Below are 13072 nucleotides of genomic sequence, written 5' to 3'. Positions count from 1 at the left end.
GTGGCTACCGACCGTGCGGGGTGAGCTGCGGATGGTGCAGCGCGAGCCCGTCGACCAGCGCCAGCAGCCCGGCCTCGAACGCGCCCTCGTCCACCCGGCGTTGATGCTCCGGCAGCAGATGCGCCTGCCCGAGGTGCGGATAGGCGTCCGGATCGTACGCGCCGGGGTCGTCGACGAAGCCGCGGGCGAACGAACCGAGCGCGGAACCGGCCACGAAGTAGCGGACCATCGCACAGACGCGGGTCGCCTGGGCCGGGGGCCACCCCGCGTCGACCAGACCGCCGAACGCCGCATCGGCCATCTTCAGCCCCGCCGGGCGGCGGCCGGGCCCCTGCGCGAGGAACGGCACGATGTGCGGATGCGCGGCGAGCGCGGCGCGGTACGAACGGCCCCAGCCCAGCAGCCCGGTCCGCCAGTCGCCGTCCGCGAAGGCGGTGACGTCGACCTGCGCGATGACCGTGTCGGCGACCGCGTCGAGGAGTTCGTCCTTGGTCGTGAAGTGGTTGTAGAGGGACGGGCCGCTCACCCCCAGCTCGGCGGCGAGCCGCCGGGTGGACAGCGCCGTCAGCCCTTCCGCGTCGATGAGCGCCAGCGCCGCGGCGACGATCCGGGCGCGGCTCAGCAGAGGCTTGCGGGGTCGGGCCATGCCTCACATGGTAGAGGCCGCCCCGCCGCTGACCAGCGGTGCCGAGTGGCTGTCTCGTGGGGTGCGCCGACCGGCGTCCGGGTGCTCCGGCCACCTGGCCCCGCGCCCCGCGGACATGCGCTAAGCGTCCGCTCACCCGCGCGGTAAGGTGTGCGGTCCGTCCGTGGAGGGTCCGTGGCGGAGGAAAAGCGGGGTGTGCGATGGACACGGAGGCACGGGAGGCGGCGGGCGCCGGCGACGAGTGGGCCGATGTGGCCCCGGACGCCGCACGGCGCCTGGTCCGCGCCGCCGTCGAGGCGTTCGCCGAACGCGGCTACCACGCGACCACCACGCGCGACATCGCGGGCCGCGCCGGAATGAGCCCCGCCGCGCTCTACATCCACTACCGGACGAAGGAGGAACTGCTCTACCGCATCAGCGGCATCGGCCACGAGAAGGCGCTCGCCATCATGGGCGAGGCCGCCGCGGCCGACGGCAGCGCCGCCGAACGGCTCGCCGCAGCCGTCCGCACCTTCGTCCGCTGGCATGCCGAGCACCACACCACCGCCCGGGTCATCCAGTACGAACTCCAGGCGCTCGGCCCCGAGCACTACGCCGAGATCACTGCGCTGCGCCGCCGCACCGACCGGCTGCTGCGCCAGATCATCCAGGACGGCGCGGACTCCGGGGAGTTCCGCGCCGACGACGTCCCGGGCACCACCCTCGCCGTGCTGTCGCTCTGCGTGGACGTCGCCCGCTGGTTCACCGCCGACGGCCGCCGCACCCCCGACGAGGTCGGCGTCCTCTACGCGGGGCTGGTCCTGCGGATGGTGGGCGCGGGGGCGGAGTGACGGCCTCCGTGTGACGGCCTCCGCGTGCCGGTCTCGGGGTCATGGTCTCGGAGTGAGGCGGCGGGCATGGGGCGGGTGCCGTGCGCTCGCCCCGTGCCCGCCGCCGCCTCAGAAGGTGAACCGGCTGACCGACTCCGCCACGCACACCGGCTTTCCGCCGCCCTCGCGCTCGATCGTCACCGCCGTCGTCAGCTGCACCCCGCCGGCCACCTCCGTGACCTCCGCGATCCGCGCGGTGGCCCGCACCCGCGAGCCGACCGGCACGGGGGCGGGGAAACGGACCTTGTTGGTGCCGTAGTTGATGCCCATCGCGACGTTGTCGACGCGCATCAGCTGCGGGACGAGGGCGGGCAGCAGCGACAGCGTCAGATAGCCGTGCGCGATGGTGGTGCCGAACGGTCCGGCCGCCGCCTTCTCCGCGTCGACATGGATCCACTGGTGATCGCCGGTGGCCTCGGCGAACTGGTCGATCCGCCGCTGATCGATCTCCAGCCAGTCGCTGGGGCCCAGCTCCTCGCCGACCGCGGCCCGCAGCTCGTCGAGCGATCCGAACACCCGGGGCTCTGCCATCCCGTCCGCCTCCTGAAGTTTCCCGCGCCGCCCGGTCACGCCCTGCCGGGCGCCCGTCGTCGCTGACCGTGTACTGGCTGATCCCTGCGCCAAGCCTCTGGGCTAAGCGCTTGCTCAGCATGCGGAGTGTGCGTGCTGCTGTCAACGGACCGGCGGGCGCCGGGGTGGGTGTCGGACTCGGTGGACGGCTGCCCGGTGTCCGGCGCCCTAGGCTGGGCCCGTGCCTCAGCTTCCCTTCAAGGTCCATGAACTCACCGTCGGCCAGCTCTCCGCGCGCAGCGGCGCCGCCGTCTCCGCACTGCACTTCTACGAGACCAAGGGCCTGATCAGCAGCACCCGCACGTCCGGGAACCAGCGCCGCTACACCCGCGACACCCTGCGCCGCGTCGCCTTCGTACGCGCCGCCCAGCGGGTCGGCATCCCCCTCGCCGTGATCCGCGACGCCCTCGCCGAACTCCCCGACGAACGCACCCCCACCCGCGACGACTGGGCCCGCCTCTCCGAGGCATGGCGCGCCGAACTCGACGAACGCATCGGTCAACTCGTCGACTTGCGCGACCACTTGACCGACTGCATCGGCTGCGGCTGCCTTTCCCTCGAACGTTGTGCCCTCTCCAACCCGTACGACAACCTCGGCCAACAGGGGCCGGGGGCACGCCGGTTGCGGGTGGATCGGGGGGTGGCCGAGCCTGGGGCGCCCTCCGGGAACGCTGCGGGTGGCTGCGCGGACGAGGCGCCGGGGGAGGTGCGGTGAGGCAACCCCCGGGCCTTGCTGCCTCCCAGGCTTCGCCGCGCTCTGGCCAAGTGACGGACACCCCGAACCCGGACTGGCGAAACTGCTGGTCATGAAGGGCGGGCCCCGCGTGCGCGGGGATGGTCCCAGCCAGCAGCGGTACAGTCCTGCGGTCCCGGGGGCGCGCCCCGTACCCGCGGGGCACACCTCACCACATCCTCGGCCTCCTCCCCGCCCAAGGCCGAGCGTTCTCCAGCTGAGCCGACACCGATATCAACCCCGCCTCCTCCCCATACCGCCCCGCGAGCATCACGCCGATCGGCAGACCCTCGGGGGTCTGGTGCAGCGGCAGGCTTACCGCCGGTTGGCCGGTGGCGTTGTAAAGGGCGCTGAAGGGGGAGTACGCGCCGATGGCGGCGAACTCCGCCTGTGGGTCGGCGTCGTTGCGCAGTTCCCCGACCTTCGGCGGCGGTGCGGCGACCGTCGGGGAGAGGAGGAGGTCGTACCCGCCGGACGGCATCAGCGTGTCGGCGACGGTCTGGCCGAGGTGGTGCAGGGCGTAGAGGGAGCGGGCGAACTCCGGGCCGGACACCGTGGCGCCGCGCTCGCGAAGATGGCGGGTGAGCGGCATCAGCAGCTCCTCGCGGCCGGGCGGCACGGGGCGGTTCGCGGCGATCACCGACCAGACGCGGGTGAAGTCCTCCAGGACGGAGGCGTCGATGGGCAGGGACACCTCCTCGACGTGGTGGCCGAGGCCGCTCAGCAGCGCCGCGGTGTCGGCGACCGCCCGTCGGCACTCCTCGTGCACCTCGGCGCCCGGCACTGGCGCCCCGGCCAGGACGCCGATCCGCAGCCGCCCGGGGTCGCGCCCCACCTGCGCGGAGAACGTTTCGCCGGGCGGCAGTGCGGGCGCGGTGAACGCGTCCCCCGGCATCGGCCCGGCCAGTACGTCGAGGAGCGCCGCGGCGTCGGCGACCGTACGGGCCAGCGGGCCGGAGGTGCTCAGGCCCGTGACGTCGTGGAGCACCGGGCCGGAACTGACCCGGCCGCGGCTGGGCTTGAGGCCGACCAGGCCGCACGCCGCGGCGGGGATACGGATCGAACCGCCGCCGTCCGAGGCGTGGGCGAGCGGCGCCAGACCCGCGGCGACGGCGGCGCCCGCCCCGCCGCTGGATCCGCCTGCCGACCGGTCGAGGTCCCACGGGGTGCGGGCGGGCGGCCCCAGTCTGTTCTCGGTGTAGCAGGGCAGGCCGAACTCGGGGGTGTTGGTCTTGCCGAGCAGCACGGTCCCGGCGGCGCGGAGCCGGGTGACGACATGGTCGTCGACGGGGGCTACGCGGTCGTCCAGGGCGAGCGAGCCCATCGTGAAACGCACCCCGGCGACCTGGCTGAGGTCCTTCACCGGCACCGGGACGCCGTGCAGTGGCGGCAGTGGGCGGCCCTCGCGGCGGGCGGCGGTGGCGGTCCGCTCCGCCGCCGCGGCCTGCTCGCGGGCGATCTCCGGGGTGCGGGTGAGGAACGCCCCGACGGTGTCGTCGAGCCGTTCGATGCGGGCGAGGTAGTGCTCGGTCAGCTCGACGGGGGAGAGGTCGCCCGCGCTGATGGCGCGGGCCTGTTCGAGGGCGGTCAGATCGTGCAGCTCGGCCATGGAGTTCCCCTTCTCGGCAGTGCCGCGGGCCCGAGTGCCGTGCGGCGTCGGCGGACGGCGGCGAAACCGTCCGTGAGCGGTTCTGTCGGCTTCCGGCCGTACGGGACGAGGTTCCGCCCCGCTTCACCCGCCGGAGGCGGCGCCCGGGGAGTCACCGGGTGCGCCGCCGTCGGATATCGGCTCCTGGGCGGCCGGAGCGGAGACCCGCGCCGCGCCCGAGGGTGCCTCGGCCGCCGCCAACCCTACTGCCGCGGCGATCAGTTCGGCGTTGTCAGCGGCGGGGGAGCCGTCCGGCAGCAGCAGGGTGTCCTCGATGCCGATACGGGTGGCCAGGCCCAGGCGGAGGGCCAGCCGCAGCACCGGCCAGGCGCCGCCCTCCTCGCCGTGCAGCAGCACCGGGCGGCCGTGCCGGGCGGCGCCGAGCGCGGCCAGCAGCCGCCGGGCCGTGTCCGGGGCCGTCACCGCATCGGTGTCCGTGACCTCGGCCAGCACCCGCAGCACTCGCGGGCGCAGCGGTGAGCGGGCGAAGCGCGCGGCGCCTGAGGTGCCGGACCGGATCCCGGCCTCCACCGCCACGCCCCGAGCGAGCAGCGCGGCGGCCACCTGCTCGGCGCCGGGCTCGTGCCAGTTGACCGAGGCGTGGTCGGGCAGCAGCGGCCAGGACCGTATCCACGCCACCCGCCGCGCCGGATCGGGCGCGGCCCACGCGCCCGTCGTCACCCCGACCGGGACGGTCACCGCCGCGCGCAGCGCCTCCAGGACGGGGGCGACCACCCGGGGCGAGAGGGAGTCCTGCCCGCAGGGGGTCTTGGGGTGGACGTGGACGGAGGTGGCCCCGGCCGCCACCGCCCGCCGCGCGGCCTCGGCCAGCGCGGTCGGCGACAGCGGCACCGCGGCCGAATCCGCCGCGGTGCGGGCTCCGTTGAGAGCGACCTGAGTCATACCCCCGATGCTGGCACAGGGGTCTGACAACGCCCGCCGCGAGGGTCCGAACTCCGCGCGGGGGAACGGCCGTTCAGGCCGCTATCGACGCCCCGAAGTGCACGTCGGGCGCCGAGGTCACCGCTCCCGCCTCGGCGGCGTGTGCCGTGCCGGAGGCGTCGCGCCGGGCCGCCGCCAAGGTGTCGCGGGTCAGCAGGGCGGCCGGGGTGATCACGCCGCAGTCCGCGCAGACCGGTCCGGCGGCCCGGCGGTCCGCGTCGGCGAGCGGACGGAAGCGGGGGGAGCCGCACACCGGGCAGTCGCGCCGGGGCCGTCCGGACTCCATCGCCGTGATGACGGTGCGCAGGACCGCCGCGAGCGGCGCCGCCGGATGCCGGTGCGGTGCCGCGCACGGCACGATCTCGCAGCCGCCCCGGGTGCGCCGGTGCCAGGCGTCGAGCGCACCGGGCTGCCGGATGCCGTCCCGCTTCTCCCGGCGCCGCCGCGCGACGCACTCCGCCTCGTACGCGAGCCACAGGGCGCGCGCCTCCTCCAGTTCGACGAGGGCGGCCAGCAGGCGCGCCGGGTCGGGATCGCGGTCCTGCGGGGCGATACCGGCCCGGGTGCACAGGTGGTGCCAGGTCGCGCGGTGCCCGTAAGGGGCGAAGCGCTCCAGGCATTTGCGCAGGGCGGTGCGGCGCCGTGTGGCGAGGAGCCGCGGATCGCGGACCTGTGCGGCGAAAGCTCTGAAACCGGCCATTTTCATCCCACCTCCGTGGGGAGGACCCGACTGGACACGGAAGGGACGCAGCGGAAGGCCGCCCGGATCCATCGAATTTCCTTGCGGATTCCCGGTGTGGAACGGAAGGGGCGGAGGTTGCCGGGGGTATCCGGTGAGGGATGCGAAAAGGTGACTGCTGTTCACCTTCCCGAGGAGAGGTAACCAGCGGTAACGTCCGGCCCCACCCGCCTCCCGAGGAGCAGGAATGCGACGACGTACCGGAAGGGTCAGGACCGCCGCCGCGGCAGCCCTGTTCGCCTTGGGTGCCACGCTCTTGGCACCGCCTCCCACCGCGGCCGCGGCCGACGGGCCCGATGGCTCCGATTTCTGCCAGGGCCAGTGTGCCGACATCCTGCCGCCGGGCGCGACGGGCAACGCGACCCTCGCCGACATCCTGGCGAGCAAGGTGTTCGGCACCCACCCCGCGCACTCCGACGACCAACTCGCCCCGTACGGCGCCCTGGCCAGCGGTTATCGGTCGCTCACCGACGACACCCTGACCGACTTCTTCAACGACTCCTCCTTCGGTGTGCCCAAGGACCAGGTGGACAAGGTCACCGCGCCGCGCGACGACGTCACCATCACCCGGGACAAGAAGACCGGCATCCCGCACATCAAGGGCACCACCCGCTACGGCACCGAGTTCGGCGCCGGATATGCCGCCGGGCAGGACCGCCTGTGGCTGATGGACCTCTTCCGGCACATCGGACGCGGCGAGCTGACGTCGTTCGCCGGTGGCGCCCTCGCCAACCAGGGCCTGGAGCAGGAGTTCTGGCCCCAGGCGCCGTACACCGAGGCCGACCTCCAGGCGCAGGTCGACCGGATCCGGGACACCAACGGCGCCCGCGGCAAGCAGGTCATGGCGGATGCCCAGGCGTATGTCGACGGCATCAACGCCTACCGCGAACAGTCGAAGAACGGCCGCTACTTCCCCGGTGAGTACGTGCTCACCGGCCATGTCGACGCGATCACCAACGCCGGGGAGATCCAGCCCTTCGAGCTCACCGACCTGATCGCCCTCGCCTCCGTCGTCGGCGGGCTCTTCGGCAACGGCGGTGGCGGCGAGGTCCCGTCCGCCCTCGCACTGCTCTCCGCACAGCACAAGTACGGCGTCGAGAAGGGCACCGCGCTCTGGGAGTCCTTCCGCGAGCGCAACGACCCCGAGGCCACCAAGACCCTCCACGACGGCCAGAGCTTCCCGTACGCGGTCAAGCCCGCCAAGGCCGAGGGCACCGCGCTGCCCGACGCCGGATCGGTCACCCCCGAGCAGCTGGTCTTCGACCGCACCGGCGCGGCGGGCGCCAAGAAGCCCGCACAGGAGCCGGTCCGGGCGCCCGCCAAGTACCGCAAGCTGGAGGGGCTGTTCAAGGACGGCGTGCTGCCCAAGGGCGCCTTCGACCCGACCCAGCACCGCGGGATGTCCAACGCCCTGCTGGTCTCCGGAAAGCGCACCGCCAGTGGTCACCCCGTCGCCGTCTTCGGGCCGCAGACCGGCTACTTCGCCCCGCAGCTGCTGATGCTCCAGGAGATCCAGGGGCCGGGCATCAGCGCCCGCGGCGCCTCCTTCGCCGGTGTCGGCATGTACGTCCAGCTGGGCCGCGGCCAGGACTACGCCTGGAGCGCCACCTCCGCGGGGCAGGACATCACCGACACCTACGCCGTGGACCTGTGCAACACGGACGGCTCCCCGGCCACCAAGGACGCGGTCGCCTACCGCTACCACGGCGACTGTGTCCCGATGGAGAAGCTGGAGCGCACCAACTCCTGGAAGCCGACCATCGCCGACCCGACAGCCGCCGGTTCGTACCGGATGCAGATCTTCCGCACCAAGTACGGCACCGTCACCCACCGCGCCACCATCGGCGGTAAGCCCGTCGCCTACACGGCGCTGCGCTCCACCTACCGCCACGAGGCCGACTCCATCATCGGCTTCCAGATGCTCAACGACCCCTCGTACGTGCGCGACGCGGCGACGTTCCAGCAGGCCGCCCAGCACATCGGCTACGCCTTCAACTGGTTCTACGCCGACTCCCGCGACATCGCGTACTACAACAGCGGCCTCAACCCCGTCCGCAACCCGAAGGTCGACCCGGCGCTGCCCATCAAGGCGGCACCGGAGTACGAGTGGCGCGGCTTCCAGCCGGAGAACAACCTCACCGACTACACGCCCCCCGCCCAGCATCCGCAGTCGGTGAACCAGGACTACTACGTCTCCTGGAACAACAAGCAGGCCGCCGACTACGACTCGGCGGGCTTCGGCAACGGCCCGGTGCACCGCGCCGACCTCCTCGACGACCGGGTCGCGGCCCTCACCGCCGAGGGTGGCGTCACCCGCGCCTCGCTGACCCGGGCGATGTCCGAGGCGGCCGTCACCGATCTGCGCGGTGAGGACGTACTGCCGGAGCTGCTGCGGGTGCTGCAGAGCGAGCCGGTCACCGATCCGCAGCTCAAGAAGGCGGTGCAGCAGCTCGATTCGTGGCGCCGGGACGGCTCCCAGCGCCGGGAGACGGCCGCCGGATCGCACACCTACACCCACCCCGACGCGGTCCGGCTGATGGACGCCTGGTGGCCGCTGCTGGTCAAGGACGCCTTCGCCCCGGAGCTGGGCGGCGATCTCTACCAGGCGCTCAACGCCAACCTCGCGATCGACGAGTCGCCGTCGGCGGGCCACGGCCCGACCGGGGCGCACGCCGGATCGGCGTTCCAGTACGGCTGGTGGAGCTATGTCGACAAGGACCTGCGCTCGGTTCTGGGCGAGAAGGTGCAGGCGCCGCTGGCCCGGCCGTTCTGCGGTAAGGGCGACCTGTCCGCCTGCCGCGACACCCTCCTCGACACGCTGCGCGAGGCGGCCGGGAAGACGGCCGAGCAGGTCTACCCGGGCGACGACAGCTGCAAGGCCGGCGACCAGTGGTGCTCCGACGCGATCATCCACCGCGCCGTGGGCGGCCTCACCCACACCACGATCAGCTGGCAGAACCGCCCCACCTACCAGCAGGTGGTGGAGTTCCCCGCGCACCGCTGACCTGCGGACGCACCGATGGCGGACGCCGGTTGGGGGCCTGTGCCCCGGACCGGCGTCCGCCGCGCGGAGCTCAGCCCAGCTCGCGGGTGCGGGTCTCCGGCAGCGCCAGCACACAGAGCAGGGAGGCCACGGCCATCGCGCTGACGTACCAGCCCACCGACGCCGAGCCGAACGCCGACTGGAGCCGGGTGGCGACCAGCGGCGCGACCGCACCGCCCAGCACCCCGCCCAGGTTGTAGGCGAGCGAGGCGCCCGAGTACCGCACCGTGGCGCCGAACAGCTCGGGCAGATACGCGCCCATCGGCCCGTACACCACACCCATGCAGAACAGCGCGCCGCCGATGCCGAGGGCGATCAGCACCGGCTGCCCGGTGTCCAGCAGCGGGAAGAGGACCAGGCCCCACACCACGGCCAGACCGGTACCGGCGAGGACCAGCTTGCGGCGTCCGGAGCCGTCCGAGCGGGTCGCGGCCAGCCACGTCCCCGCGGCGAGGAAGAGACAGGCGATCAGCGAAAGACCCAGCATCGTGTTCCGGGAGATGCCGAGGGTGCCGGTGGTGTAGGCAAGGCAGTAGGTCGTCGCGGTGTAGAAGAGGCCGTACGCGATGATCATGCCGCCGGCGCCCAGCAGCAGCTCCTTCGGATGGCGCCGGAAGACATCGAGTGCCGGAACCCGCCCGGCCTCCTGCGCCGCCCGCACCTTCGCGAAGACCGGCGTCTCACTGATCTTCAGCCGGACGAACAGGCCGACGCCGACCAGGAGGAACGACAGCAGGAACGGCACCCGCCAGCCCCAGGAGCGGAACGCCGCGTCGTCGAGGACGGCCGACAGCAACCAGAACACCCCGGTCGCGGCGAAGAACCCGACGGACGGCCCCAGTTGCGGGAACGCCGCGTACAGGCCCCGGCGCCGCTTCGGCGCGTGCTCGACGGCGAGCAGCGCCGCGCCGCCCCATTCGCCGCCCAGGCCGATGCCCTGCACGAAGCGGAGCAGCACCAGCAGCAGCGGCGCCCAGATCCCGAGCGTGCCGTAGCCGGGCAGCAGCCCGACGCACGCCGTCGACAGGCCCATCATCAGCAGCGACGCCACCAGCACCGACTTGCGGCCGACCCGGTCGCCGAAGTGCCCGAAGATCAGCGAGCCCAGGGGCCGGGCGGCGAACGCCACCGCGTAGGTGGAGAACGACGCGAGGGTGGCGTTCGCCGGGTCGAGGCCCGGGAAGAACGCCTCGTTGAGGACGAGGGCGGCGGCGGTGCCGTAGATGTAGAAGTCGTAGAACTCGATGGCCGTGCCGATGAAGGACGCCACCGCCACCCGGCGCAGGCTCTCCCCGCCGCCCTCCGAGGTGGCCGCGGCGTCCGCCGTTCCCGGCCCGTTCTTCGCTGATGTCGTATCGGTTCGCACGAGCGGCATGCTCACGGTCGGTGCAACGTGCAGTCAATAGATGGGACGGCGTGTCTCGAAGTGTGGGATGCGGGGGAGTGCCCTTCGGGTGCGCGGCTACGGATAGCGCAGGTAGCGGCGGCGTACGGCCCGGAAGCGGGCCAGGTCGTGCTGCCAGGCGGCGACGACGTCGTCCGTCCCGGCGCCCTTGTCGATCATCGTGCGGACGGCTGCGGAACCGGTCAGCCGGTCGATGCCGAGATCCGGCCGCCAGGCGAAGCCGTCCCACACCTGCTTGGCCGTCACCAGCAGCGCGATACCGGTGCGCACCGGGTCGAACGCCGCCCGGTCCGTCACGTGCAGCTGCACCCCGCCGACCGTCTTCCCGGCGAACTTCGAGAACGCGGGCGCGAAGTACGCCTCCCGGAAACGCACACCGGGCAGCGCGAGTTCACCGGCCGCCGCGGCCCAGCGCCGGTCGATGCCCTCCGCGCCCAGCAGCTCGAACGGCCGGGTGGTGCCGCGCCCCTCGGAGAGGTTGGTGCCCTCGAACAGGCAGGTCCCGGCGTAGACCAGCGCGGTGTCCGGGGTCGGCATGTTCGGGCTGGGCGGCACCCACGGCAGCCCGGTCGCGTCGAAGAAGTCGCCGCGCCGCCACCCGGACATCGCCACCGTCTCCAGCCGCACCGCACGCCCCGCGTCCGCCGCCACGAACTCGTCGTTGAACAGCCGCGCCAGCTCCGTCACCGTCATCCCGTGCGCCTGCGCGATCGGCCTGCGGCCGACGAACGACGCGTACGCCGGATCCAGCACCGGCCCCGCCGCATCTCGCCCGGTCACCGGATTGGGCCGGTCCAGCACCACGAACCGCTTGCCCGCCAGCGCGGCGGCCACCATGCAGTCGTAGAGCGTCCAGATGTACGTGTAGAAGCGCGCGCCGACGTCCTGGATGTCGAAGACCACGGTGTCCACCCCGGACGCGGTGAAGATGTCCGCCAGCTCCCGGCCGCTCTTGCCGTACGTGTCGTACACCGGCAGCCCGGTCGCCGGATCGTCGTACCGCCCCTCGGAACCGCCGGCCTGCGCGGTGCCGCGGAAGCCGTGCTCGGGGCCGAACACCGCGCGCAGCCGCACCCGTTCGTCGGCGTGCAGTACATCGACGAGGTGGCGCAGGTCCGGGGTGACGCCGGTGGGGTTGGTGACGATGCCGACCGAGTGGCCGTCGAGGAGGCGGTAGCCGTCGGCGGCGAGCCGGTCGAAGCCGGTGCGCACCGGGCGGCGGGCCGGGCCGCCCGGTGGCGCGGCGGAGGCGGCGGAGGCGGTGGCGGGCGCGGCGGTGAGCGCCGCACCGGCGGCCCCGGTCGCGGCGAGACGGCCGAGCAGCAGACGTCGGGACAGGGTCATGTGCGGCCCTCCGGGAGCGGTGAGCGGACAGGGTCCGTGCCGAGCGCACCGTAACCCGCGCGTGGCCCCTCGGGAACGCGCCGGAGGGTGGCGCGTCCGGCTCTTCCACTGCGACATACCGACTGGTTAGTCTGCCTCCTGGGGGAGAGCCGAGCGACCCGACCGAGGGAGAGCCAGCGTGGAAGCCGTACGGGACAAGGCCGTTGTCGTGACCGGGGCGGGCGGGGGGATCGGTGCCGCACTGGCCCGCCGCTTCGCCGCCGAGGGCGCCCGGGTGGTCGTCAACGACCTCGACGCGGCCAAGACGGAGAAGACCGCCGGGGAGATCGGGGGGCTCGCCGTCCCCGGGGACGCCTCCGCGGTCGTCCCGGCCGCCCGCGAGGCGCTCGGCGGCGACATCGACATCTTCTGCGCCAACGCGGGCGTCGGCACCGGCGGCGGCCCCGGGGCGCCCGAGGAGGACTGGGCACTGGCCTGGGACGTCAACGTCATGGCGCACGTACGCGCCGCCCGCGAGCTGCTGCCCGGCTGGCTGGCGCGCGGCGCGGGCCGCTTCGTCTCCACCGTCTCCGCCGCCGGACTCCTCACCATGATCGAGGCGGCGCCCTACAGCGTCACCAAGCACGGCGCGTACGCCTTCGCCGAATGGCTCTCGCTGACCTACCGTCACCGCGGCGTCGCGGTGCACGCCATCTGCCCGCAAGGCGTACGCACCGACATGCTCGCCGCGACCGGCGCCGCCGGGGAGCTGGTCCTCACCCCCACCGCCGTCGAGCCCGCGACCGTCGCCGACGCCCTCTTCGACGCGATGGCCGAGGACCGCTTCCTGGTCCTGCCGCACCCGGAGGTCGCCGGGTACTACACCGCACGCGCCACCGAACCGGACCGCTGGCTCGGCAGCATGAACCGCCTTCAGCAGAAGCTGGAGGAGAGGGAGAACCGATAGTTGCCCCGGGCGCGCGGCCCCCGCCCCGCGCCCCCTGCCGACCGGGCCGCGCCCCCGCGCGCCCCGCCCCGGGGTGGCCGACCACCACCCCTCCCTCCCCGCACGGAATCCGGCACCGACCGGGTCCCCGTACGCTTCCGGCCCGCGGGCCGCCCGCGGCGGGCCCCGGCGCCCAGGACGAAAGGGC

General features: G+C 73.5%; 11 protein-coding genes. 4 read left to right on the top strand and 7 right to left on the bottom strand.

Going from position 1 to position 13072, the window contains the following annotated elements:
• Positions 1-4: 4 nt before the first annotated feature.
• A complete protein-coding gene (locus tag OG422_RS05530) occupies positions 5-646 on the bottom strand; it encodes a TetR/AcrR family transcriptional regulator (RefSeq protein ID WP_143941765.1) in 642 nt (213 codons plus the stop codon).
• Between the two features lie 200 nt (positions 647-846).
• On the opposite strand from OG422_RS05530, the gene OG422_RS05525 reads away from it, so the two are divergent.
• A complete protein-coding gene (locus OG422_RS05525) occupies positions 847-1476 on the top strand; it encodes a TetR/AcrR family transcriptional regulator (protein ID WP_405740318.1) in 630 nt (209 codons plus the stop codon).
• 108 nt (positions 1477-1584) lie between these two features.
• Here OG422_RS05525 and OG422_RS05520 read toward each other — a convergent pair whose 3' ends face one another.
• The gene (locus OG422_RS05520) at positions 1585-2046 is read right to left on the bottom strand and encodes a MaoC family dehydratase (protein WP_143941763.1); all 462 of its coding nucleotides are present in this window, start codon (positions 2044-2046) and stop codon (positions 1585-1587) included.
• A gap of 220 nt (positions 2047-2266) precedes the next feature.
• Between OG422_RS05520 and soxR the strand changes: the two genes are divergently transcribed.
• Positions 2267-2800 carry a redox-sensitive transcriptional activator SoxR gene (gene soxR, locus OG422_RS05515; protein ID WP_405740315.1) on the top strand — a complete coding sequence of 178 codons (534 nt, stop codon included), beginning with the start codon at positions 2267-2269 and terminating at the stop codon, positions 2798-2800.
• A 187-nt stretch (positions 2801-2987) separates the two neighbouring features.
• On the opposite strand, the gene OG422_RS05510 is transcribed toward soxR, so the two are convergent.
• The 3 genes from OG422_RS05510 to OG422_RS05500 form a co-directional block, all read right to left on the bottom strand.
• Positions 2988-4427 (bottom strand): amidase, encoded by a 1440-nt coding sequence (locus OG422_RS05510; RefSeq protein WP_405740313.1) that lies wholly within the window; start codon positions 4425-4427, stop codon positions 2988-2990.
• A gap of 123 nt (positions 4428-4550) precedes the next feature.
• Entirely contained in the window at positions 4551-5369 is an 819-nt protein-coding gene (locus OG422_RS05505; RefSeq protein WP_405740310.1) for a 3-keto-5-aminohexanoate cleavage protein, read from the bottom strand.
• Positions 5370-5442: 73 nt separating this feature from the next.
• On the bottom strand, positions 5443-6108 hold the full coding sequence (locus tag OG422_RS05500; RefSeq protein WP_405740307.1) for a hypothetical protein: 666 nt from the start codon (positions 6106-6108) through the stop codon (positions 5443-5445).
• A gap of 226 nt (positions 6109-6334) precedes the next feature.
• Here OG422_RS05500 and OG422_RS05495 point away from each other — a divergent pair, with 226 nt between their 5' ends.
• A complete protein-coding gene (locus OG422_RS05495; protein WP_405740304.1) occupies positions 6335-9151 on the top strand; it encodes a penicillin acylase family protein in 2817 nt (938 codons plus the stop codon).
• A gap of 70 nt (positions 9152-9221) precedes the next feature.
• Here OG422_RS05495 and OG422_RS05490 read toward each other — a convergent pair whose 3' ends face one another.
• Positions 9222-10565 (bottom strand): MFS transporter, encoded by a 1344-nt coding sequence (locus tag OG422_RS05490; protein ID WP_405740301.1) that lies wholly within the window; start codon positions 10563-10565, stop codon positions 9222-9224.
• Positions 10566-10652: 87 nt separating this feature from the next.
• The gene (locus tag OG422_RS05485; RefSeq protein WP_405740298.1) at positions 10653-11939 is read right to left on the bottom strand and encodes an exo-beta-N-acetylmuramidase NamZ domain-containing protein; all 1287 of its coding nucleotides are present in this window, start codon (positions 11937-11939) and stop codon (positions 10653-10655) included.
• Between the two features lie 178 nt (positions 11940-12117).
• Between OG422_RS05485 and OG422_RS05480 the strand changes: the two genes are divergently transcribed.
• Positions 12118-12885, top strand: a complete 768-nt coding sequence (locus OG422_RS05480) for an SDR family oxidoreductase (protein WP_143941757.1) — start codon at positions 12118-12120, stop codon at positions 12883-12885.
• The last annotated feature ends 187 nt before the right edge of the window (positions 12886-13072 follow it).

Source organism: Streptomyces sp. NBC_01525 (assembly GCF_045040405.1).
GTDB classification, from domain to species: domain Bacteria; phylum Actinomycetota; class Actinomycetes; order Streptomycetales; family Streptomycetaceae; genus Streptomyces; species Streptomyces benahoarensis.
Note: the sequence above shows the minus strand (reverse complement) of the source record. Positions and strands in the feature narration are given on the sequence as shown.

Bases quoted from the DNA above. Each gene is read 5' to 3' on its own strand.
- OG422_RS05530 (WP_143941765.1), bottom strand. From the start codon at position 646: ATGGCCCGACCCCGCAAGCCTCTGCTGAGCCGCGCCCGGATCGTCGCC.
- OG422_RS05525 (WP_405740318.1), top strand. From the start codon at position 847: ATGGACACGGAGGCACGGGAGGCGGCGGGCGCCGGCGACGAGTGGGCC.
- OG422_RS05520 (WP_143941763.1), bottom strand. From the start codon at position 2,046: ATGGCAGAGCCCCGGGTGTTCGGATCGCTCGACGAGCTGCGGGCCGCG.
- OG422_RS05510 (WP_405740313.1), bottom strand. From the start codon at position 4,427: ATGGCCGAGCTGCACGATCTGACCGCCCTCGAACAGGCCCGCGCCATC.
- OG422_RS05505 (WP_405740310.1), bottom strand. From the start codon at position 5,369: ATGACTCAGGTCGCTCTCAACGGAGCCCGCACCGCGGCGGATTCGGCC.
- OG422_RS05500 (WP_405740307.1), bottom strand. From the start codon at position 6,108: ATGGCCGGTTTCAGAGCTTTCGCCGCACAGGTCCGCGATCCGCGGCTC.
- OG422_RS05495 (WP_405740304.1), top strand. From the start codon at position 6,335: ATGCGACGACGTACCGGAAGGGTCAGGACCGCCGCCGCGGCAGCCCTG.
- OG422_RS05490 (WP_405740301.1), bottom strand. From the start codon at position 10,565: ATGCCGCTCGTGCGAACCGATACGACATCAGCGAAGAACGGGCCGGGA.
- OG422_RS05485 (WP_405740298.1), bottom strand. From the start codon at position 11,939: ATGACCCTGTCCCGACGTCTGCTGCTCGGCCGTCTCGCCGCGACCGGG.